This window comes from Segatella copri DSM 18205 (assembly GCF_025151535.1).
GTDB classification, from domain to species: Bacteria; Bacteroidota; Bacteroidia; order Bacteroidales; family Bacteroidaceae; genus Prevotella; species Prevotella copri.
Map to the genome: position 1 here is coordinate 2,536,046 of NZ_CP102288.1, position 21,613 is coordinate 2,557,658.

Genomic DNA, 21,613 nt, shown 5'->3' on the forward strand with positions numbered 1-21,613 from the left:
AAAAAATAAAGCAACTAGCATGCTTTTATCCGAAAACAATTGTTCTTTTCACTAAAAATAAGATAATAGAACAGGGTTTGTAGAAATTTAGTCGGTTTTATTGCTAAATAATGTGAATTAAATAGCTTTCCATATAACTTTTCCGTACCTTTGCACAAAGTTATATATAACGATATTTTAGAAGAGGATAAAAAAGAACATCATGAAGAGGATATTGATTGTAGAAGACGATTTGGCATTCGGAACAATGATACAGACTTGGCTCAAAAAGAAAGGATTCGATGTAGAAAGGGTAACATCCGTAGGCGCTGCCATCAAAGCGATGGGAGCCGGCGATGCATTCCATCTGGTTCTTTCCGACCTGCGCCTGCCCGACCATGACGGACTGGTATTGCTCCAGCATATCAGAAAGTCCGATGCCCACCTGCCTTTTATCGTAATGACTAGCTATGCAGAGGTTCAGAATGCTGTATGTGCCATGAAATCGGGTGCTACCGATTACGTGGCTAAGCCCTTCCATCCCGAAATCCTCTTAGAGAAAATCCGTGAGGCTATCCAGTCGGCTGCTTCTGCGGTTTCAGCCCCTCAGCCTGCGGAATCTGTCGCCATGCAGGATGCCCCCCAAGAAGAGCAGCAGGGCGCGGAGGTGCCTAGATATATAAAAGGTGAAAGCGAGGCTTCCAAGCAGCTCTACGAATTCGTTTCGCTCGTTGCCCCTACCCCGATGTCAGTGCTCATTCTCGGAGCCAGCGGCACCGGAAAGGAATATGTGGCGCGCAGCATCCACGAACAGAGTCTGCGCAAGGACAAGCCTTTCTATGCCATCGACTGCGGCGCCATCCCTAAGGAGGTGGCGGCATCTGAATTCTTCGGATATAAGAAGGGTGCCTTTACCGGAGCCGAACAGGATAAGAAGGGTACCTTCGAGATAGCTAACGGCGGAACGGTTTTCCTCGATGAGATGGGAAACCTCAACTACGAAGTACAGGTGCAGCTCCTCAGAGCCTTGCAGGAGAGAAAAATACGTCCGCTGGGCAGCACGCAGGAGATTGATGTGGATATCCGACTCATCTGTGCCACCAACGAGAATCTGGCGCAGGCGGTAGCCGAAGGCAAGTTCAGAGAGGACCTCTATCACCGCATCAACGAGTTTACCATCTACATGCCTGCCCTCAAGGACAGAGGTGCCGACATCTTCCTCTTTGCCAACCTCTTTATCAAGCACGCCAACCAGGAACTGGGCAAGAATGTGCTCGGACTGGATGCCAAAGCCTCCGAAATCATTGCCTCATACGACTGGCCGGGCAACCTGCGCGAACTGAACAATGTGATGAAGCGCGCCACCCTGCTCACCCGTGGCAAGTATATCGGTGCCCAGGAACTGGAGAAGACGATGGCACAGACCTCCCCAGCCCGACCAATCAATATGCAGCTGCACAGCGAACAGTCGGAACAGGAAAGCATCGCCGCTGCCCTGAGAGCCACCCACGGCAACAAGAGCAAGGCTGCCCAACTGCTTGCCATCGACCGCAAGACTCTCTACAACAAAATGAAGAAATACGGCATGGAGTAAAACATTCCCCAATATATTCCACACTATATTGGGGAATTTTTCTACACCTTTTCCCCACTTTCCCCACACCCCATTTCTGGCACAGAGCACCATCTAATATGATTATCAGACACTTAACCAACTCATCAATTTTTGGCACGCCTATTGTGATATTATTTAGCGAACTCGCAAATGAGTTTCAGCAAGAGAATTAATAAACAAATAATATTCACAATTAAAAAACAAAAGAATTATGAAAAAGTTAGTATTTGCAGTTATTGCAGCAGTAGCAATGGTATCAGTTAGCAATGTATTTGCAGGTAACAGAATGGTAAGCGTTGCAGGTTCAGAACCAGTAGACACAGTAGCTCCAGCCGACACAACAGCAACACCTGTTGAGGCACCAGCAGCAACAGTGGATTCAACCGTAGCAAAGTAAATCCACCTTCAGAAAATAGTAATTACGCGTCGCTTTCAATGAAACAGGAGATAGATGACCAGATTTTGGCATTTATCTCCTGTTTTCGTTGGTTTATATCGCATTTTTGATTAACTTTGCACGCAAATAGCAAAAAGACTCAAAACATTAAAAGATAAGAAGATGCAGCAAACAAACGTTCCTTTCAAGGTAGCCCTGGGTTACATCATCGTTGCCATCGTACTGATTCTGGCGATAGGGCTGGTATATCGCAACACCACAACCGTGCTTGCTATCAACCAGGCAACCCGCGACTATATCGAAAAGCGACAGGCAGCCGACAGCACCATGTCCAACCTGCTCAAGGAGGAACAGACCAATCTGCAGCAGCTTACCCGCGCCATGCAGGGCAAGTCATCCCACAACTATCTGCACGAGAAGATGAACAGCCTCAACAGTGGCGAAGATTCCGTTGTCGTGCATTCCAAGGCACCCAAGACTCATGTGGCAAAGAACACCACCGTAGAGGTGATGAAAACCCGCAAGGGCTTCTTCCGCCGCCTTGCCGATGCCTTCAAGAAGGAACATGCCGAAACGCTCAGCATCAGACGCGACAGTAACCAGGCTGTCACCGATACCCTCTCTACCCCGGTCAACTTAGCCGGAAACGTAGCCAATATTCTGGAACAGATTGACCGCAAGGAGAAGCAGTCTACACGCGATAACCACGAAGCCATCAACCGCGAGGTGAGAGACCTGCAGATAACCAATGCCCGCCTCGCCCTGCGCTCCTCCCAGCAGCTCAACGATATCCACCAGCGCGAACGTCAGGCGATGCAGCAGGCCATCAACCAGGCGATGCAGGCGCGCCAGAATCTGCTCTGGCAGATAGGTCTGCTTGCCATCGTAGCCATCACAGCCGCCATCATCCTCGTCTATTACATCTACCGCGATACGCAGAAGGAACGCATCTACCGCGAGAATCTCGAAGAGGCTAACGAGGAAATCAGGCGCATCATGAACCAGCGCGAGCGCCTGCTCCTCACCATCACCCACGACATCAAGGCTCCGGCTGCCAGCATCTCGGGCTTCATCGACCTGATGAAGGATTATGTCGACAACCCGCAGGGCATCTCCTGCCTCAACAGCATCAAGGGTTCTGCCACCCATCTCTCCCGGCTCGTTGCCGCCCTGCTCGATTATCACCAGTTGGAAAACGGACTGATGAAGCTGAACCCTGTAGATTTCTCGCCTGCCGACATGTTCCGCCAGTGTGCCGGAGAGATGCAGATCCTGAGCCAGGAGAAGGGATTGGAACTGCATCTGGAGCTCGATGGCATCAGCAGTCCGAAGACCTACTACCGTGCCGATGCCTTCCGTATCCGTCAGATACTCAACAACCTGATAAGCAATGCCATCAAGTATACCGATAAGGGCAGCGTCACCATCCAGGCAGCCATCAGTCCCCAGCACCTCCTCACCTTCTCGGTAAGGGATACCGGCAAGGGCATGACCACCGAAGAGCGCCAGAAGGTATTCCAGGCGTTCACCCGCCTGAAGAGTGCTCAGGGCATCGAGGGCACCGGTCTCGGGCTGAACATCACCCAGGAACTGGTCAATCTGCTTCAGGGCACCCTGCGTCTGGAATCCGTCAAGGACAAGGGCAGCACCTTCACCGTCACCATTCCGCTTGCCTTAGGTACCGCTCCTGCAGCAGAAGAGGCAGAAGAGCAGAAGCCCCTCGCCCCAGCCAAGCCCCATTTCGAAAACCACAAGATACTGCTGCTCGATGACGACCCGTTGCAGCTCCGCCTGCTTCAGGAGATGCTGAAGAAGCTGGTAGGCGACAGTTGGCAAGTCTTTGCCTGTCTGCATGTAGCCGAGGCGCTCACCGTGCTCCACAACGAGCATCCTGCGCTGATGATGATGGATATCGAAATGCCCGAGATGAACGGCATCAGGATGATTCAGCACATCAACCACAGTCACATGCAGGTAGTAGCGATGACTGCCCACGATGCCAGCATCATCAGAGAGTTGAAAGAAGCCGGTTTCGACGATTGCCTCTTCAAGCCGTTCAGCACAGAGAAGCTGAAAGAAATCCTCGGATTGGAGGATGCAGCATCAGAAACAGAGGATATGGCAGAGAAAACATCATCAGAAGCAGAGGATATTACAGAGGAATCCAATAAGAAATCCCGCTTTGCACCCCTCCTAACCTTTGCAGAAGGCGATCCGGAGGCAGAAGCTAAGATACTCAGCACCGTCAAGCAGGAGTTGTCATCCCATCTCCAGAACCTCCAGCAGGCAACAGAAGGCGAGTTATCAATAGAAGCCATCGGCAAGACAGCCCACAAGCTCCTCCCTATCGCCACGATGATAGAGATGGAGACCCACCAGCACATCGCCGCCCTCGCTCCCGAGCATATCAGCGATCTGTCAGAATCTCAGATAAGAGCCTACACCCAGGCCATTATCGCCGACCTGAAGGGCTTTTAAAGGTAAAAAGGTAACCTCAGTTCGGGATAACGAGCTCTATCTAAAGGCTTTATAATGTTTTTATATAAGGGACACAGAGGCTTGGCAACCATCTATATATCTTGGATGGTTGCTGAGACAAAATCCTCCTGTAAAATATGCAATGTTAGAAAAGACTCAGCTGTTTCGTATCTTCGATAACGTATCCAGTAAGTGCCTTGGGCTTGTTGTCAAAGAAACAGTATGCCCCTAATGCAGAAATAATATTTATGATGAAATTCGAAACAGACCTGTGACGTGAATGTACTATCTGAGCCGTATTTTTCAACAGGTCATTAATCGTTTCAATGATGTATCTTTTGCGTAGCATCATCTTGTCATAGAACGGCATTAGTTTGTTCTTCATGTTCACTCTCAGTCCTGTAACCAACTGGATGCCTTCCTCAAAAAGCGAATCGAAGAGTTTTTGCGAGATATAGCCTTTATCTGCAAACAGCTTGCCATACAGACGTTTAGCCAATACATCGAATACCGCTGGATCTTTGTCGCTAACGTTTGCACCAGTGAGAACAAAAGCAATTATCTCACCTCTATCATTACAAGCCAGATGTAGCTTGAACCCATGACACCATCCCATTGTTCCCTTTCCGTCTGTGGCAATGCCTTTGAACACTTTGTTGGCATAACGCCTGAGATTGTGGCATATTGGTATCATGGTTGAATCAACAAAGGTTATACCTGTACATCTGCCAAAAGCACGGAGATTCAGGAAGAACATGAGAGGGAAGAATACGCGACTTTCAAGTTCTACAAAACGGTTATAAGACACTGCATTTGGAAAATATGACTTCAATGTTCCTCTAATAAAGAATAGGTAATAATGCTTGAAGTTTCGGAATGAGCCGAAATGGAAATACAGCAAAATCGTCATGATTTCACTATCAGATAAAGAGGCTTTACGTCGTCTGCGCTTTACTCCATCTTCACTCAAAAGCAATTTTCCTGCATTTTCAGCATCAAAAACTTTGTAAAATTCATCAATAATACAAAATAATTCTGTAACTTTGTCCTTGGTAATCTCCATAATGATATCTTTTTATGTTTGTAACTAATTGGATTTCAACTACAAAGATACAAAAAATATCGGAGATTACCAACTTTTTTAGGCACTATTTCTTATCCCGAACTGAGGTAAAGGTAAAAAAGGCCTACCCCCGTTCGTCCCCATTCCCAGCGATTCCATCGCTGGTCCCCGTAAAGTTAAAAGCCCCTGATGCAAGAACACACCAGGGGCTATTTTTCAAGACTTAAGGGGACCAGCGATGGAATCGCTGGGAACGGGGCCGCTTTTTTAGTTGATAGTTTATAGAGGGCTAACGCCGTCGAGCGAGGCTGCCCTATCAACTATTAACTATAAATTATTAACTAAACGAAAGGGGCTAAGCCTCTTTTTACCTTTTTACTTTTTTACAGCCCCTCTTATCGCGAACCAGGCATGAACTGCAAGGGTGGGAAGAAGGCCGTAATGGGTGCGCATCACCTGAAAACGCTCCTTCAAGGAGGCTTTGTGGTTCTGCGTGGTCATGCCGCCATCCAGAAAATGGGTGAGGACGGCATGGACGTTGCGCAACGGGAGCTTGCGGCGAGATGACTCCCGCATGATACGGATGCACCAGTCTACATCTGCCGAATAACGGTAGTGCAGATCGTAATGAATCTCACGGGCTATGTCTGTGCGGGCATAGAATGACTGGTGGCATACCAGCATGCCCCAGATGAACGAACGCCACGTGAGCTTCTTGGGTGGGGCTAGACGGCGATGACGCAGGAAATGGCCCATCTCGTCCACGATATCGGTATCCCCGTAAAGTACGCCGGGCAGTAATTCGCCTTCGCCTACACAGCCTTCTACATATTCCAGCGTATCGGCTGTAGGAAAGGTGTCACCGGCATTCATGAACACCAGGTAATCGCCCGTAGCTCGGTCGATGCTCTTGTTCATGGCATCATAAAGTCCCTTGTCGGGCTCTGATATGACCACGATTTCGTGCGAACTCTCGCCTACTGCATTGCGATGCTGATATGCCTTCACCAGCTGGAGGGTGCGGTCGCGGGAACCGCCATCCATGATGATGTGCTCAATGTTGCAGTAGGTCTGGCGCTGCACGCTGTCGAGGGTACGCTGCAACTCCTTCTCGGCATTGTACGTACAGGTTACGACGGTGAACTTAATCATAACTTATAGTTTTTGTAGGCCATCGCCTCGTTATAAACTTCAATATATTTCAATGCTACTGCATGCTGCGAATAGTTCTGTGCTACCTTCTGCAGACATGCCTGCTTCAGCGCCGCCCTGTCGGCCTCTTCGAGTACCCAGTGGATGCCACTCGCCAGGTCTTCGGTATCGCGGTAGTTAGCTACGTAGCCGTTCTGCTGATGGTCTATCATCTCCGGTATACCTCCTACCCTGAAACCGATGCTCGGCACGCCGCACGCCATCGACTCCATGATGGTGTTAGGGAGGTTATCTTCGAGCGATGGCAGCACAAAGGCATCTGCAGAATTGTAGATTGCCACAATCTGCTTCTCATCGCTGACATAGCCGAGCGAATAGGACGGCAGGGTGAGGTTTACTTCCTCGGAATGGCCGCCCAGGATGGCGATGGCGGTATTCTCCTTCATCTCGGGATAGCGCGCTACCAGCCGGTCGATGGCTTCGATGAAATAGCGCATGCCCTTGCGCTCGTCGGTTACGCGCTGGGATACGAAGAGAATGATATGCTTGTCGGCTGGCAAACCGGCACGCAGACGCGCCTCTGCCTGATCCTGAGGACAGAACACGTGGGTATCTATCGGATTCGGGATGTTGGTGATGCGCTGGCCAACGAAGAGACCGCTGCCCTTAGCCTGCCGTTCGAGCCAACGGCTACAGGTGACGAAGGAGATGGCGCCGCGATGGTAGAGTTCCTTCTTGCGGCGGAATATCTTTGCTGAGAGGTCGTTCTTGCTGCCTTTATTGGGGAGAAGCGGACAGTTGCCGCAGGCGGAGGCATAGCGGTTGCAGCCACGGGCATAATGGCAGATGCCGGTAGCTGGCCAGAGATCGTGCATGGTCCATACCACCGGTTTGCCGCTGCGGATAATCTTGCGGATGTTCTTGAGTGAGAGCATGCCCTGGTTGATCCAGGAGAGATGGATGACATCTGCCTCCTGAAACTCGCGGAGCCTGGTGATATCGGTACCCGATGTTGCCATGTCTACCTCCCAGAGGCGCTGACGGGAGAAATGGAGATGCCAGAATACGCACCAGCGCTCCCACAGGAAGTTCCACTGCAACCTGAGCGAACGGGGCAGACTGACCACGGTGATGTCTTCTGTCTCCTTGTCGCGTACCAACATCTTTGCCTTAACGCCATTGTTGTTAAGGGCATCCATCAGGCGGTTGGCTGCTACTGCCGCTCCGCCTGTCTTTTCACTTGTATTTACTATGAGTACTCTCATCTGCGTATATTTTTGATACCGCAAAAGCTGCGTATATTGATTGATACTGCAAAGATAGCACAAATCGGAGACAAAACAAAATAAAAAGGCATGTTTTTTTCGAGGAAATCGGAAAAGAGGAAACGGAAGAGGGAGAAAGGGGGATAAAAAAACATACCACAACTCTCAACGAGCTGTGGCATGTAATATGTTTAACTTAAAAAATCTAATCAAAATAGTCTCACGACCTTCTCAATTATCGGTTAAACAATCTACCTTAAAACCTAATAACTAAAAACCTAAATCTATTACTACTAACCTAAACAATCTATTAACCTTTTGACGCTGCAAAATTACTACTATTTCGGCTATTCACCAAATATTCAGCCAAGAAAGTGTGACGTTTTTACATTTTTTTGATATATATCAAGCAAAAATGAACAAAAGAAACGGAAATTAACAACTTTCTGACACTTTTCCTACATTTTGCAGAATATAAAGCTTTTGCCCTTACAGGGCGCCTTGCTGATTGCTATTATACCCAGGGCGCTGCCCTGGGCTAGGAGCTTCTGCCCTTTCAGGGCGTGCTGCTTGCATGCTGCCCGATTAAGGGCGTGCTGATTGCGTTCTATCCTTTCTGGATAAGAACGGTGGCATAGGCGGAGATTCCCTCCATTCTGCCTGTGAATCCGAGTTTCTCGGTGGTTGTTGCCTTGATGGATATCTGGTCTTCGTCTACCCCCATCACCTCTGCCAGACAGGCTTTCATGGCTGGCACATGCGGGTTGAGTTTAGGGCGTTCGGCACAGACTGTGGCATCGATATTGCCCAGTGTATAGCCCTTGGTAGCTATCAGTTCCATCGTTTTGCGGAGCAGTATCTTAGAATCCACATTCAGTGTTTCTGCTGCCGTATCCGGGAAATGATATCCGATATCACGCATGTTGGCGGCGCCCAGCAGGGCATCGCAAATGGCATGTATCAGCACATCGGCATCGCTGTGGCCCAGCAATCCCAGTTCATAATCTATCTTGATTCCTCCCAGCCACAAGTCGCGGTTTTCCACCAGCTTGTGGACATCATATCCAAATCCTACACGTATATTCATCGCTTTAAATTAATTGAATGTTGAATTTTGATTTTTTAGTGTTGAATGTTGAATGTTGAATTAGGCTAGCGCCCTTGAGTCCGTTAGGCAAAAATTCAACATTCAACATTCAACACTCAACATTACCTTTTAAACAGGTCCTTCAGTCCATCCATATCAAACGACAGGGTGAAGCGGAGGGTCTGGTCGAGCGGGTTACTCTTGGCGGTAGCCACCACATAGGCAGCATCGAGCGAGAAGACATTCATCTTGAAACCGGCACCCACGGTGAAGTACTTGCGGTTACCCTTGCTCTGACTCTCGTGATGATAACCGGCACGGAGCGCAAACTTATCATTGTATACATACTCGGCACCCAAACCGTAGTTGATTTCCTCCAGCTCTTCCTTGAAACCGCCAGGGGCATCGCTGAAACTCTTGAAGATACCGCTGATGCCCGAAATATCATCATACTCACGATGCACACGGTCTTCATATTCTGAATTATCCTCACCCTCTTCCTGCTTCGGAACGGTAGGCACCAGATACTTGTTGGCATCGGCTGCCAGGGTAACGCGGTTGTACTCGTCGATAGGAATCATCAGCGAGGCACCCAGACGCATGTTGGCTGGCAGGAACTCGCCATACTCCTTGCCGCTGAAGGTAATCTTACTACCGATGTTAGAAATATTCAAGCCCAAACCCAACTGGCATTCGCGCTGGCCGATGACCACATAGTTCTGGTAATAGGCGGCAATATCGGCTGCGAAAGCGGAGGCAGGCGAATTATCTTCGGTATAATCGAAGCGCATATCGGAATAGATCCAGCGGATGGCAGCAGCAAGAGAGAACTTCTCGCTGAGCATCAGAGAATAAGCCACATCGACCGACATCTCGTAAGGATTGATGGTCATACCCGTGCCACTCTCGGCACCCTCTTCGCTGGTAAACACTTCGCCCATATTGAAATAGCGGAGCGATGCAGATACGGCACTGTAATCGCCAATGCGGTAATAGCCAGAGAGATAGGCGAGGTTCATATCATTGACCAGCGAGCGCAGCCAAGGAGTGAAGCTGAGCGACACACCGGCACGCGAAATGGTGAAAGGATATTTTGCCGGATTCCAGTACTGAGAGTTGACATCAGGGTCGGTAGCCGCACCGATGTCTCCCAAACCGCCACCACGGGCATCAGGAGCTATGGTTTGCGAAATGACTGCATAGTTCACAGGATTGAAGAGGTCTTTCTTATCCTGCGCCTTCACTTCTGATGCCATCAGAGCGAGACATCCCAAGATGAATATCTTATAGATTCTTTTCATTGCCATTGTAAATATATTTTTATTTGATAATGATGAGTTTCTTGACTTTAGAGGTGTAGCTGCTGCCATCGCTCGCCACCTTGACGCGATAGAGATATACTCCGGTGCCCAGAGGGGTGCCACTATCGGAGGTGAGGTCCCAGCTTACGGTATAGCTGCCCGAGGTAGGTACACCGCTTTCGGAATGGCGCCAGTGCTGTCTGCCCGACGAATCGAACACTTCTACCACCACGTCCATATCGCTCTCTGTGCGGTCGTGACTGATGATGAAGGTAGTGGAGGTCTTAGCCGGATTGGCGGTTACGCCCACATCGAAGAGCGCCGGACTCAGTGCCTTCACCACATTGAAGCGGAGCTTCACCGTAGAACTGTTGTTCTGGATATCCCAGGCACGGAAGGTGAGTTCGTGCTTGCCCGGTTCCAGTTGCGGTATGCTGTAATAGGTAGAACCGCTGGTATAGGTTCCGAAATCGTAGGTGAAATTGCTGTTCAGCACGTAGGTCTTCGACATATCGCCATCTATCACCAGCTGCAGGTCGTGGCCGATACCGCTTCCGGCAGCATTGATTCCGTCCTTATCGGTTATCTTTGCCACAAAGAACGGAGTGGTATTGACATTGCCGCCATCTACAAAGGAAGGCGAATTGAGATAGCAGTAGATGGAAGGACCGATGGAATCGTTCTTCTGCTCCTCGCTCTCGCCTACCGTAAACTGCTCGCTGAAGCCGTGAGCGGAGAGGGTCTTGGCGGTATTCACCGCATAGAGGTTGACCAGACCGCTCTGGTTGGAATAATTGATATCCAGCGGAACGGCAAAGGAGAAGGCAAACTTGCCGCCTCTTACGCTATCGGTGCCCTGATACAGGGTCTTGGTTCTGTCTTTGTATTCGAAAGCCTTCTCAGCGCCATCCTTGCCGGTATCGTTCAGGCGACAGGTAACCGTTTCCTTGGAATCTCTTACGGTAGCGGTGATGACGCCCCGGAAGTCGTCTGCTCCCTCGATATGACCTGCCATGCGGGCGATAGAGCCTGCCTTCAGCATCGGCAGGGTTGCGGCTCCGGCAACAGGGATGCCGTTGATGGAATCTACTACTATCTGACGCTTAGGCAGATTGAGCGCAAGCGCCGGGTCGCCCAAGAGGGAATAGTGAAGATGGTTCACCGTGACATCGGAGCCGGAAGTTGGTCCGTTGCCGCTCACCAGGTCGTTCTGCGCCAGTCGGTGCGCCTCGCCTATCGTGACAGGCTTGCCATCTACCAGACTGAGCACTCTGTGGATGAAGGCACGGTTGATATGTCTGTTATACTGGGCGTAAACGGTACGGGTGGTGCCATAGAAGGCTACTGCGCCGCCTTTTTCGTTGAGCAGTGCATATTCGCCGATGTTGGCTTCGAGTCCGTCGAACGGCATGATATCGCAGGAGGCAGTTACCCAGAGCGGCAGGTTGGTATTGCGGAAATCGGCAAAATCGGTAAGTTTCAGAACCGATTCATGCGACATCTGGGTAGGATCGCCATGTCCGGCATAATCCATGATGAGGGCTCCCGCAGCCTGCTGCTGTTTGATAATCCTCGTTGCTTCGGGATAGGTATTGCCCGAAGAGGAAGTTTCGCGGGTATAGGCATCCCACATCACCTTCTTGACGAGATAGGCGGGATAGGTGGTGAGCACATCATTTGCCACATCATCGGCATCCTGCATGTGAAGGTTGCCGTTTCCGTCATCGCCCATAAACATCAGGGTGTTCTGCCAGGCGCCTACATTGGCATTCTGAGCATAACTGATGGTCTTGTCTACCAGCATCTGGGCTTCTTCTGCATAGGTTACCGGGAAGCGGCCTACGGCTACATCCTGCAGTTCGCGGCTAGGGTACAGTCCGGCTCCCTCGCCGAGCAAACCGAACCAGCTGTCGCTGACGAAGCAAGATACGGCGCTGAAGGAGTTTTCACTCTCAAAGCACAGCAGGTAATCGTCTGGATTCAGGGTTCTGCAACCGGAGGTAAGCATGCGGTTATCCCATACGCAGTCGCCGAAGAGCAGGAGATATTTCGGCATATCTGCCTCGCTCTGCGCCTTATCGGAAAGCATGCGCAGGTAGCGGCGGTAGGCGTTGGCATCGGGGGTACCGCTAGAAAATTCGTTATAGAGTTCATCGGCAGGCACGATGGTAACGCGCAGTCCGTCGTGCTGTTCATGAAATTCTTTCAGCCGCTGAGCCTGTTTCAGCAGTTTCTGTGAGGTCGGGATGATGATGACCATATCGGCTGCTCCATCGGCATGATGATCCTGGTTGGTGATGCCGTAGACATACTGGGCAGCCGGAATCTTTCCACCGGCGGCAAGTTTGGCAGCGGTAAAGGCACAGCTTCGAGGCTTTTCCCACGTTACGGAGATATAATCGAGGCGGATGGAAGCGCCCGACAAGACCTTGATGGAGATGGTATCCTTATCCTGGAAATCGGAATCGGGATAGGTGACAACCCGCTCTGTAGCCTTGAGGTAAGCTGTTTCCTCCGTAGGATTATCATTCTTGAGAGAAAGGGTGATTTCGCCCAAAACCTTGCCATTCTTCAGTATCTGAGCCTTGCTGTCTGTGGCGGTAGTCAGGGCTACGGAGAGTTTGCCTATCGTAGAACCGGTGGTATTCGTGATTACCACTTTCTTCTCATCGCCCACCTTCAGTTCTTCTGCATCGAAAAGGTTTCTGCCACCATGATAGTAGCTGTAACCATCTGATTCATAGAGGGAATGATAATCGTAAGGCTGCGGATAATGGGAAGAGACAAAGGTGGCTGAATCCTGCACCAGAGGCTCTCCATCGGTCTGGGTAATAAAATAGTAGCCGTAATCGGAATAAGGATTACGGACGCGCTGGAGGGCGGTTTCTGACTTCCAGGAAACCGGTCCCTGGGCATAGAAATAATGCTTGCCGCCAACGATGCACTGGGGAACTTCCTGCAAATCGTCAGTAGCCTGCAGTTCGCTCGCCAGAAGGGCTTCGTTCTGCAGATTGCCGCCATAGCCGTAAATCTTCACCTTGCTGATATCGGAGAAGCCTGCCTGGCGCACTACCTGTTCGGTAAGCTGATGGAAACCGGTTTCGCTGACTCTGATCTTCGCCCATCTGCCTGAGGCAAGAACGGAATGGGAGGCATAGAGGGAAGAGGCTGAGCGCAAAGCATCAGAAGAAGTGAAGGCTGATACTTTGCCCTTAGCCAACAGAGAACCTCGACTGGAACGCTCGGAGCGCTTCAGAGGACGGGCATCTACCTGGAGCATGAAGCTGACCAGCAGCTGATGACGGTTATTGCGGAATACAACAGGACTGAAATCTATCTGGAGTACGCCCTGCTTACGGCATTCGGTAACCCGCTGCTGGGGTAATACCTGCTCAGGAGGAACTGCACCCGACAGGCGGTTATAATTGGCGATGTCGGAGGCAGTCATGTCGATATACTCGCCATATTTAAGGCTGACGGTATATACAGAATCACGATATGCACCGGTCAAAGGAATGGAATACACGAAACGGGGCAACACGGAATCTACTCTGACTTCTGAAGAGGTCAGATTGAAGAATCGCTGTGCCTGAGCAGGAGCCACCAGCATGAGCAGGCATGCCAGCAGCATGTATTTCCAAACCTTCGTTGTGTTCATATCGATATATTACTTGCAATATTGTTTATTTACAGTGAAAATCGAGCACCTTCCTGTCTTCTAGATAGCCTACGAGATGGTCGTCGATGTTGACAGGACCGCAGCCTGTAGGACATCCGGTATAGAGCAGGTCGCCCGTCTTGAGCGTGAAGTACTGGCTGATATAGGAGATGATTTCATCTACCTTGTAGAGCATATCGCTCGTGCAGCCTTCCTGTACGGTCTTGTCATTGAGGTCGAGGCGGAAGTGCAGTGCCTGGATATCACGGAACTTCTGGATGTCGACCCATTCGCCGATAACCGCAGAACCGTCGAATCCCTTGGCGAGTTCCCAAGGCTGGCCAGCCTCGCGCAGCTTCTTCTGCATCTCGCGTGCCGTAAAGTCGATACCTACGGTTACAGCATCGTAATAGCGGTGGGTGAAACGCTGCGGAATGGTCTTTCCCAACTTGGATATTCTGACCACTACTTCGGTTTCATACTCTATTCTTCCCAGATGATCAGGGATGAAGAAAGGCTTGCCGTTATTGAGCAAAGCAGAATCTGCCTTGGTAAAGATGACAGGACGCTCTGGTTTAGATAACGTACCATGCAGCGATTTATTGTGTTCGGTATAGTTCATACCGATGGCAAATATCTTCATAACATCAAATTTTTATATAAAAAAGAAATGGGAGTTAGAAGCAAAGCGAGGCTTAACTTCATAACTCCCGGTATTCTAATTTAACTATAAGTCAAATTAACGCTTGCTTTTGAGTAATGATTACTCAGCAGCAAGAGTAAAGCGCTGGTAAGCAACGATCTTGAGATCCTTGCTCTGAGAAGCGAGGTACTGAGCAACAGTCTGCTTGTCACCGTCACCGAACTGGAACTCCTGGTCAACGAGGCAGTTCTCCTTGAAGAACTTAGCCAGACGACCATTAGCAATGTTCTGGATCATAGTAGGGTTCAAAGTAGCAGCCTTCTCCTCACCAACAGTCTTCTTGATGTTGCGAGCCTCTTCAGCCTGCTCAGGTGTCAACCAACCCTTCTTGGTGTTGCTCTCGATGTGCTCCTCAGAGTCAACGTGAGCTGGGTTGATGCCAGCCTTCTTCAAAGCAGCGTTAACAGCCTTCTCTACGAGCTCTTCCTTAGTCTTGGCAACAGCAACCTCGAGCTCAGTCTTCTTAGTCTCCTCAGAAACTGAAGACTCGTCGAGAGCTACAGGGCGCATAGCAGCAACCTGCATAGCTACCTTGTGACCAGCCTCCTCGTTGTTCTCGTTGAGCTGAACCATAGTACACAAAGTGTGCTTGTTCATGTGATCGTAAACCTCGATGTTGTCACCCTCGAGAACACAGTAGCCGTCGAGCTCCATCTTCTCGCCAGTGATACCAGAGCGCTGTGTAACAGCAGCCTGAGCATCAGCATCGCCAACCTTCAAAGTCTTCACCTCATCGAGAGTGTGAGCCTTGGCAGCGATAGCAGCGTCGAGGATGTCAGATGTCAACTTGATGAAGTCAGCACCGTTAGCTACGAAGTCAGTCTCGCACTTGAGAGCGATGATAGCAGCGAAATCGTTAACCTTCTTAACGAGAACGCAACCGTTAGAAGTCTCACGGTCAGAACGCTTAGCAGCGATAGCGAGACCACGCTCACGGAGCAACTCCTTTGCCTTATCGAAATCACCTTCAGCCTCTGTGAGTGCCTTCTTAACGTCAGCAAGACCAGCACCAGTCATAGCGCGAAGTTTCTTGATATCTTCAATTGAAACAGCCATAATAATATTTTTATATTAAAAAGTTAATAATAATCTTTGCTTAAAAGCTACTAAAGCCATCGAATCATAAACAGAATCAATGGCTTCAGTATATATTTCTTTGCCTAATTACTCAGCCTCGTCCTTGCGGGCAGCCTTCTTCTTAGGCTGGTCCTTCTGCTCAGCAGCAGCCTTGTCGTCAGCCTTCTCAGCCTTGCGCTCCTCGAGAGCCTCAGCGATAGCACCGCAAACTGCAGTAAGGATAGCATCTACAGAATCCTTAGCATCGTCGTTAGCTGGAATAACGTAATCAACATTCTTAGGATCAGAGTTGGTATCTACGATACCGAACACTGGAATACCAAGACGGTTAGCCTCCTTAACAGCGATATGCTCCTTCATTACGTCAACAACGAAGAGGGCTACTGGGAGACGGGCCATATCTGCGATAGAACCGAGGTTCTTCTCCAACTTAGCACGCTGGCGGCTTACCTGAAGCAACTCGCGCTTAGAGAGGTTAGAGAATGTACCATCGTTCAACAGACGATCGATGTTTGCCATTTTCTTAACTGCCTTACGGATTGTAGGGAAGTTGGTGAGCATACCACCAGCCCAACGCTCGTTTACGTATGGCATATTGATAGAAGCTGCCTTCTCAGCAACTACGTCCTTAACTTGTTTTTTAGTAGCGACAAACAGGATCTTTCTACCTGTCTTGGCAATTGTCTTGAGAGCCTCAGCAGCCTCGTCGATCTTAGCGACAGTCTTGTTGAGGTCGATAATATGAATACCGTTACGCTCCATGAAGATGTAAGGAGCCATTGCTGGATTCCACTTGCGACGGAGGTGTCCGAAGTGGCAACCTGCCTGAAGTAACTGGTCAAAATTTGTTCTTGACATTGTTTTTTCTTTTTTAATTGTGTTTACTTTCTTTTTGAATCTAATGTTAGATCAGTCGATGAGTAGTCCCCGATTAATGGAATCTCACCGATTTAGATACTAAACTTTTTAGCTCAGCTATATATAATCTGTATATATATAATAAAATATGTATAAGATTAACGCTTGCTGAACTGGAAGCGACGACGAGCCTTTGGCTGACCTGGCTTCTTACGCTCTACAGCACGTGAGTCACGTGTCATGAAGCCTGCATCCTTCAAAGCCTTCTTATCGTTAGCGTCGATCTTAACGAGCGCGCGAGCGATAGCGAGGCGGAGAGCCTGGCTCTGACCGGTGAAACCACCACCGTCGAGGTTTGCCTTAATATCATACTTACCCTCAGCTTCGAGCAACTGCAATGGCTGCTTTACTACATAGCGAAGGATTGCTGATGGGAAATATGTCTCAATATCTTTCTTGTTGATTGTGATCTTACCGGTACCCTCTGTGAGGTATACACGAGCTACAGCGCTCTTACGGCGACCAATTGCATTAATTACTTCCATTCTACCTTAATTATTTATACTGGTTAATATCAATAGCCTTTGGCTGCTGTGCCTCGTGCTTGTGCTCTGTGCCATCGTAAATGAAGAGGTTGTCCATCAAAGAACGACCAAGAGGGCCCTTTGGCAACATACCCTTGATAGCGTGACGGAGGATTTTGTCCATTCCATCAGGACGCTTGCGCAACTCTGCTGGAGTGTTGAAGCGCTGACCACCTGGATAACCAGTGTAACGAGTGTAAACCTTATCTGTTTCCTTCTTACCTGTGAAAACTACCTTAGCGGCATTGATAATGATTACGTTGTCACCACAATCTACGTGTGGAGTGAAAGTTGGCTTGTACTTTCCGCGGAGCAATTTAGCAACCTTAGAGCAGAGGCGACCTACAACCTGGTCGGTAGCGTCGATTACGACCCACTCTTTCTTAGCTGTTTCCTTGTTTACGGAAATAGTCTTGTAACTTAATGTGTCCATTTTAAAATTTAAATTTACTACTAAAAAACGTTTTTAATCTTTTTTACTCACTATTCAGACAGGTGATTCACTAACCACATACCCCGGCCACAGGGCATGCTATTAACACACCATATCTTGGGGACTCTAAGTGTATCCCCGAAATAATCGGACTGCAAAGTTACACATTTTTATTTGATTATGTGTAGGTTACGAGTTTCAAACCCAAACTTTTATAAAAATTTAACTTAGTTTGCGCTTTTCTGCTCAGGATAAGCAAAAAAAAGAGTGCATTGTTAACGCAATAGTTCGTTAATAATTCAATAATATGCTAAGCAGCTATACGCTGTAAGCACGAGAGATCTTTGAAAATCTTGCTAATTAAAGTTCGGTTCGGGGTGTACCCACTTGCTTTAAAAATTCGTTTCACCAGATAAATGTTGGTCATCAGTGACTTGAATGAAGACATAGAATATTCCATTCCCATCTCCTTCATAGTTACCTTGGCTACATTTAGTGATGTGAACAAAGCATTGAAAGCAAAATTCGATCTGGAACCTTGTAGAAGTTCCGTCCCAGACGATGGTCGCTCTTGCGTCCACGACCGTCTTTCCCTTATTCCTGTCATCCTCCTCCTTCTTCCTGTCCTCCATGGCAAGATTGGTGCGGATGCTTTCCTTGAGGATAAGCTCCACGCCCTCCTCTCCGATACGGTGACGGAAATGTACAAGCTCGGATGAGGCGCAAGGTGCGGATATGCTGAAAGCCTCAAGACCGCAAAAGTACTGATAGTAGGCAGACAGGTAATAATCCCTCTAAACCAATCGGCTTTGCATTGGTTACCTGAGCGAAACGGATGCAAGCCGAGCCAAAAGGTGTTTGAACTGACTATATTGGGAGTATGTAACAGGTGTCTTTAAAAAATGGCTGCGGATGCAGGGATTACGAAAAATGTCAGTTTCCATACGAGCCGTCACACAACACAGGTATATGCCGATGTGGTTATGGAAACAAAGGTTGAAGCCATTAGCCGAATTTCAAATTATTTTTCTAACTTGTACAATACGGGCGGAAAAGTGTGAAATCTTTTCCACCCGTATTTTCATCATCACTTTATTTTATATGCAGCTTTACGTGGATTATTTTTTCCGATAACCACATTTTGGGCATACTCCATCCTCATTGAGGGCGACACCGCAAAGAGGACAGCGGTCGATGTTATTCTTTGTGGTAAACTCGGCAGAAGCGGCATTCACACCGCTTGTGAAAGTGATTTTAGCGATGTTCAGTTTGTCTTTCAACAAGTCATATACAATCTTAATCATACCTTCCACTGTCATGGTTTCCTTGGTAACAACCAGACGGGCATCAGGGTAAGCCGTTGCCAATTCGGTCTTGAAGGCCTCTCCTTTCATTTTGTTTTGCGGATGGCCGTTTTTGATGCCTTGCTTTTCATACACATCAAGAATAGCAGGAAGCAAAGGGTCATCTTCGCGGAGCACCAAGGCATGGTCAAAATTCTTCAACAGGCTCCATGCCACCTTTTGGATTTCATTACAAGGGTACACCATGTTTACACCTTCTTCAACCGTATCTTCCACCTCAATGGTCAATGTGCCAGTGTGACCGTGAAGATACTGGGCTTCGCCTTGGAAGCCATAGAACCGATGTGCATACTGCAAATCGAAAGTCGTGATACTTCTCATACTTTTTACTTTTTAGAGTTTAACTTTGGGTTATTTATCGTTATCTGCACCTGTATTCGGCTAATGTCAACCGATGCAAAATTCTTTTCTTTCAAATACTGTCGTATCAATTCCGTAAGCCCTTCATCCATATAATCCAAGATGCTCTCTCCCTCGAATATGTGGTGATGCTCTGTCACGGTAATGTCATAATAGCTTTTCCCCACTTCGGGATGGAACACAAGTGATAACAGATTAGCCTTGCAAAACGAATCAAGAATGCGATAGATGGTTGAGATGGTTATCTGATTATCTTTGGATTGCACACACTTGATTATTTCATCAATGGCAGCATGACGCAATTCCATCATAACCTCATAAACCACTTTACGTTGCGGAGTGATTTTTAGGCCTGCGTTCTTTATAATCTCCGTACTTTCCATTCTTCTCGTATTTTGATGCCACAAAGTTAATGAAAATATTTCGCATTTGCAAATTTTTACCAACAAAATTATGCTTTTTTAAGAATAAAGCCGCATTACCTATTTATCTGTTCGAAGATAGTGGCATACTGGTGGGGGGTCACATATAATGATGTGGTTCCCGAGTGTTATATTATCACTATGGATGGTCTTGAATCGGAACATTTCGCCGACGTTGCGCCCTACATTTTTGAGGATCTGGGACGCGCCTATGCTGTCGTAAAGAAGCAATACCGCAATACAGACCTCAAAAAAAATGTTATCGGACTCAACCTCGTCGAAATACATTCCTTAGATTCTGTCTATCAGAAATTCACCTGGCCCATGTGGGAATGTATAGAGTCTATGCACAATGGAGCAATTCTAATCAAAAAGGCTCGACTAATTAAACAAATTTAGTAAGATAAATCGAGAAATTAATAAAAAATAGATAGCATAAAACCGCAATAGGGCAACAAAGTTTCATCTTGTCATTATACATTCGTCAAAAGCAAAAAGTATGCTTTTCGACCGCAATAAACTGCTGACAGATTACGTTCCTATCGTTCTGCAATCTGGAAAAACTTATTCTGTAAAAGTGCCGACTATAATGATGAGGTAACATCAGGTTCTTCCGTGATTTTTTCTTTAGCTTTACATCGCTGAGATTTCCATATTTTCAACTGACTCCAATTTATTCATGAATATTGCAAACACAACAAAGAATAGCAATATACTGTAAATCAACGCGTTACATATTTACACTTTTAGAATAACAAATAGAAATTCTATAGTTGTACGACTAAGAACCCTATAGTTGTACAACTATAGCTCTATGGTTGTACAACTATAGCATGTATAGTCGTACAACTGTAGCTTTATAGTCGTACAACTATAGAATTTTATTTTGCTGAAAGTGATAAAAAAGAGGAAACATGCATGTTATAATCCATCTTCTCACTGCTAGATTACCCCAAACCAAGGAAGCTAATTATGGATATAAATATTTACATTGCCACATAGCAAGGCTACTGCACATATCCTATCAACTGCTCTGTTCTATCTGCCAGGAAAAGAGGGATATTGACAAAAGTATCATCCTTTTTGAGATTAAGCATGGAATATCTGATGCGCAGACGGGGAGAATACTTCTTGTTATACTCTATCAAACTGCGCCCGGTAACACTTGTTCCCGACTTCACCTCCATAGGAATCACATTCAAACCACGCTGAACAATTAACACCCTCTTCTTCATCAAGACTGAAATAAGCACAATGCTCAAAGCTGTCTTTTCCAAATTTCTTCAGCACCGATGTCTTGCCTACTTGTCGAGCTCCCAGCATCATCAATGGCTTGCGGTCTCTGCGCTCTTTCCATTGCTCCAATTCGTGAATAATCGTTCTGTTAAACATATCCTTATCTTTTCTTGAAGTGGGAAAAATGTGGAGTTTTACACATTTTTGATACCTCTTTTGTGTAATTCTCCACATTTTCCACACTTGAATCCATAATTATGGGGCAAACGTACTAAAAACAAGCAAGGAAACAAACTTCCTCACGTTCTTTATATTACTTTTAACCAACTTTACCATATTCCCGGAATCTAAAAGGATGCGTCATAAGATAATTATTCACCCTCTTCTTGTTGTTGGAAGAGACAGGATAAGTTGTTGGAAGAGATAGGATATGTTGTTGAGGTAGTCAGTATCTCCGGTCGCACAACAGCTGTTGTGCGTTTGCATAACAGCTGATATACGCATGCACAACAGCTGTTGTGCATGCGGTGATCAACTGTTATGCGCCAACTATTATCTAGACTTTTGACACACCCTCTTTT

18 protein-coding genes and 1 pseudogene are annotated in these 21,613 nt (G+C 47.7%); 3 read left to right on the plus strand and 16 right to left on the minus strand.

Going from position 1 to position 21,613, the window contains the following annotated elements; genetic code table 11:
• The first annotated feature begins 202 nt into the window (after nucleotides 1-202).
• From NQ544_RS10715 to NQ544_RS10725, 3 genes are all read left to right on the plus strand, one after another.
• Nucleotides 203-1,573: a sigma-54-dependent transcriptional regulator gene (locus tag NQ544_RS10715; RefSeq protein ID WP_006847993.1), complete on the plus strand. Its 1,371-nt coding sequence runs from the start codon at nucleotides 203-205 to the stop codon at nucleotides 1,571-1,573.
• Between the two features lie 232 nt (nucleotides 1,574-1,805).
• Nucleotides 1,806-1,991, plus strand: coding sequence for a hypothetical protein (locus tag NQ544_RS10720; protein ID WP_006847994.1), 186 nt, complete (start codon nucleotides 1,806-1,808; stop codon nucleotides 1,989-1,991).
• Nucleotides 1,992-2,153: 162 nt separating this feature from the next.
• A complete protein-coding gene (locus NQ544_RS10725; protein ID WP_006847995.1) occupies nucleotides 2,154-4,469 on the plus strand; it encodes an ATP-binding protein in 2,316 nt (771 codons plus the stop codon).
• A gap of 145 nt (nucleotides 4,470-4,614) precedes the next feature.
• Here NQ544_RS10725 and NQ544_RS10730 read toward each other — a convergent pair whose 3' ends face one another.
• The 16 genes and pseudogenes from NQ544_RS10730 to NQ544_RS13990 form a co-directional block, all read right to left on the minus strand.
• Nucleotides 4,615-5,532: an IS982 family transposase gene (locus tag NQ544_RS10730; RefSeq protein WP_006847996.1), complete on the minus strand. Its 918-nt coding sequence runs from the start codon at nucleotides 5,530-5,532 to the stop codon at nucleotides 4,615-4,617.
• Nucleotides 5,533-5,907: 375 nt separating this feature from the next.
• The gene (locus NQ544_RS10735; RefSeq protein WP_006847997.1) at nucleotides 5,908-6,684 is read right to left on the minus strand and encodes a glycosyltransferase family 2 protein; all 777 of its coding nucleotides are present in this window, start codon (nucleotides 6,682-6,684) and stop codon (nucleotides 5,908-5,910) included.
• The gene (locus NQ544_RS10740; RefSeq protein ID WP_006847998.1) at nucleotides 6,681-7,949 is read right to left on the minus strand and encodes a glycosyltransferase family 4 protein; all 1,269 of its coding nucleotides are present in this window, start codon (nucleotides 7,947-7,949) and stop codon (nucleotides 6,681-6,683) included. Before NQ544_RS10740 ends, NQ544_RS10735 begins: the two co-directional genes overlap by 4 nt.
• 607 nt (nucleotides 7,950-8,556) lie before the next feature.
• Nucleotides 8,557-9,036: a 2-C-methyl-D-erythritol 2,4-cyclodiphosphate synthase gene (gene ispF, locus NQ544_RS10745; RefSeq protein WP_006848000.1), complete on the minus strand. Its 480-nt coding sequence runs from the start codon at nucleotides 9,034-9,036 to the stop codon at nucleotides 8,557-8,559.
• Between the two features lie 122 nt (nucleotides 9,037-9,158).
• A complete protein-coding gene (gene porV / locus NQ544_RS10750; protein WP_040553340.1) occupies nucleotides 9,159-10,337 on the minus strand; it encodes a type IX secretion system outer membrane channel protein PorV in 1,179 nt (392 codons plus the stop codon).
• A gap of 19 nt (nucleotides 10,338-10,356) precedes the next feature.
• A complete protein-coding gene (porU, locus tag NQ544_RS10755; protein ID WP_006848002.1) occupies nucleotides 10,357-13,995 on the minus strand; it encodes a type IX secretion system sortase PorU in 3,639 nt (1,212 codons plus the stop codon).
• A 25-nt stretch (nucleotides 13,996-14,020) separates the two neighbouring features.
• Nucleotides 14,021-14,638 carry a fumarylacetoacetate hydrolase family protein gene (locus NQ544_RS10760; protein ID WP_006848003.1) on the minus strand — a complete coding sequence of 206 codons (618 nt, stop codon included), beginning with the start codon at nucleotides 14,636-14,638 and terminating at the stop codon, nucleotides 14,021-14,023.
• Between the two features lie 120 nt (nucleotides 14,639-14,758).
• A complete protein-coding gene (gene tsf / locus NQ544_RS10765) occupies nucleotides 14,759-15,754 on the minus strand; it encodes a translation elongation factor Ts (RefSeq protein ID WP_006848004.1) in 996 nt (331 codons plus the stop codon).
• A gap of 108 nt (nucleotides 15,755-15,862) precedes the next feature.
• Nucleotides 15,863-16,633 (minus strand): 30S ribosomal protein S2, encoded by a 771-nt coding sequence (rpsB, locus tag NQ544_RS10770; RefSeq protein WP_006848005.1) that lies wholly within the window; start codon nucleotides 16,631-16,633, stop codon nucleotides 15,863-15,865.
• A gap of 158 nt (nucleotides 16,634-16,791) precedes the next feature.
• The gene (rpsI, locus tag NQ544_RS10775; protein ID WP_006848006.1) at nucleotides 16,792-17,178 is read right to left on the minus strand and encodes a 30S ribosomal protein S9; all 387 of its coding nucleotides are present in this window, start codon (nucleotides 17,176-17,178) and stop codon (nucleotides 16,792-16,794) included.
• 10 nt (nucleotides 17,179-17,188) lie between these two features.
• On the minus strand, nucleotides 17,189-17,650 hold the full coding sequence (gene rplM, locus NQ544_RS10780; RefSeq protein WP_006848007.1) for a 50S ribosomal protein L13: 462 nt from the start codon (nucleotides 17,648-17,650) through the stop codon (nucleotides 17,189-17,191).
• 620 nt (nucleotides 17,651-18,270) lie between these two features.
• Nucleotides 18,271-18,429, minus strand: a pseudogene (locus tag NQ544_RS10785) (IS5/IS1182 family transposase); the annotation flags it as partial.
• A 339-nt stretch (nucleotides 18,430-18,768) separates the two neighbouring features.
• Nucleotides 18,769-19,335, minus strand: coding sequence for a 6-carboxytetrahydropterin synthase (locus NQ544_RS10790; protein WP_006848010.1), 567 nt, complete (start codon nucleotides 19,333-19,335; stop codon nucleotides 18,769-18,771).
• Between the two features lie 5 nt (nucleotides 19,336-19,340).
• Nucleotides 19,341-19,685, minus strand: coding sequence for a transcriptional repressor (locus NQ544_RS10795; RefSeq protein ID WP_229775057.1), 345 nt, complete (start codon nucleotides 19,683-19,685; stop codon nucleotides 19,341-19,343).
• A gap of 1,118 nt (nucleotides 19,686-20,803) precedes the next feature.
• A complete protein-coding gene (locus NQ544_RS13985) occupies nucleotides 20,804-20,944 on the minus strand; it encodes a hypothetical protein (RefSeq protein WP_006848014.1) in 141 nt (46 codons plus the stop codon).
• Complete coding sequence (locus NQ544_RS13990; RefSeq protein ID WP_006848015.1) at nucleotides 20,931-21,266, minus strand: AAA family ATPase; 336 nt, start codon at nucleotides 21,264-21,266, stop codon at nucleotides 20,931-20,933. The genes NQ544_RS13985 and NQ544_RS13990 overlap by 14 nt, the downstream gene beginning before the upstream one ends.
• Nucleotides 21,267-21,613: the final 347 nt, after the last annotated feature.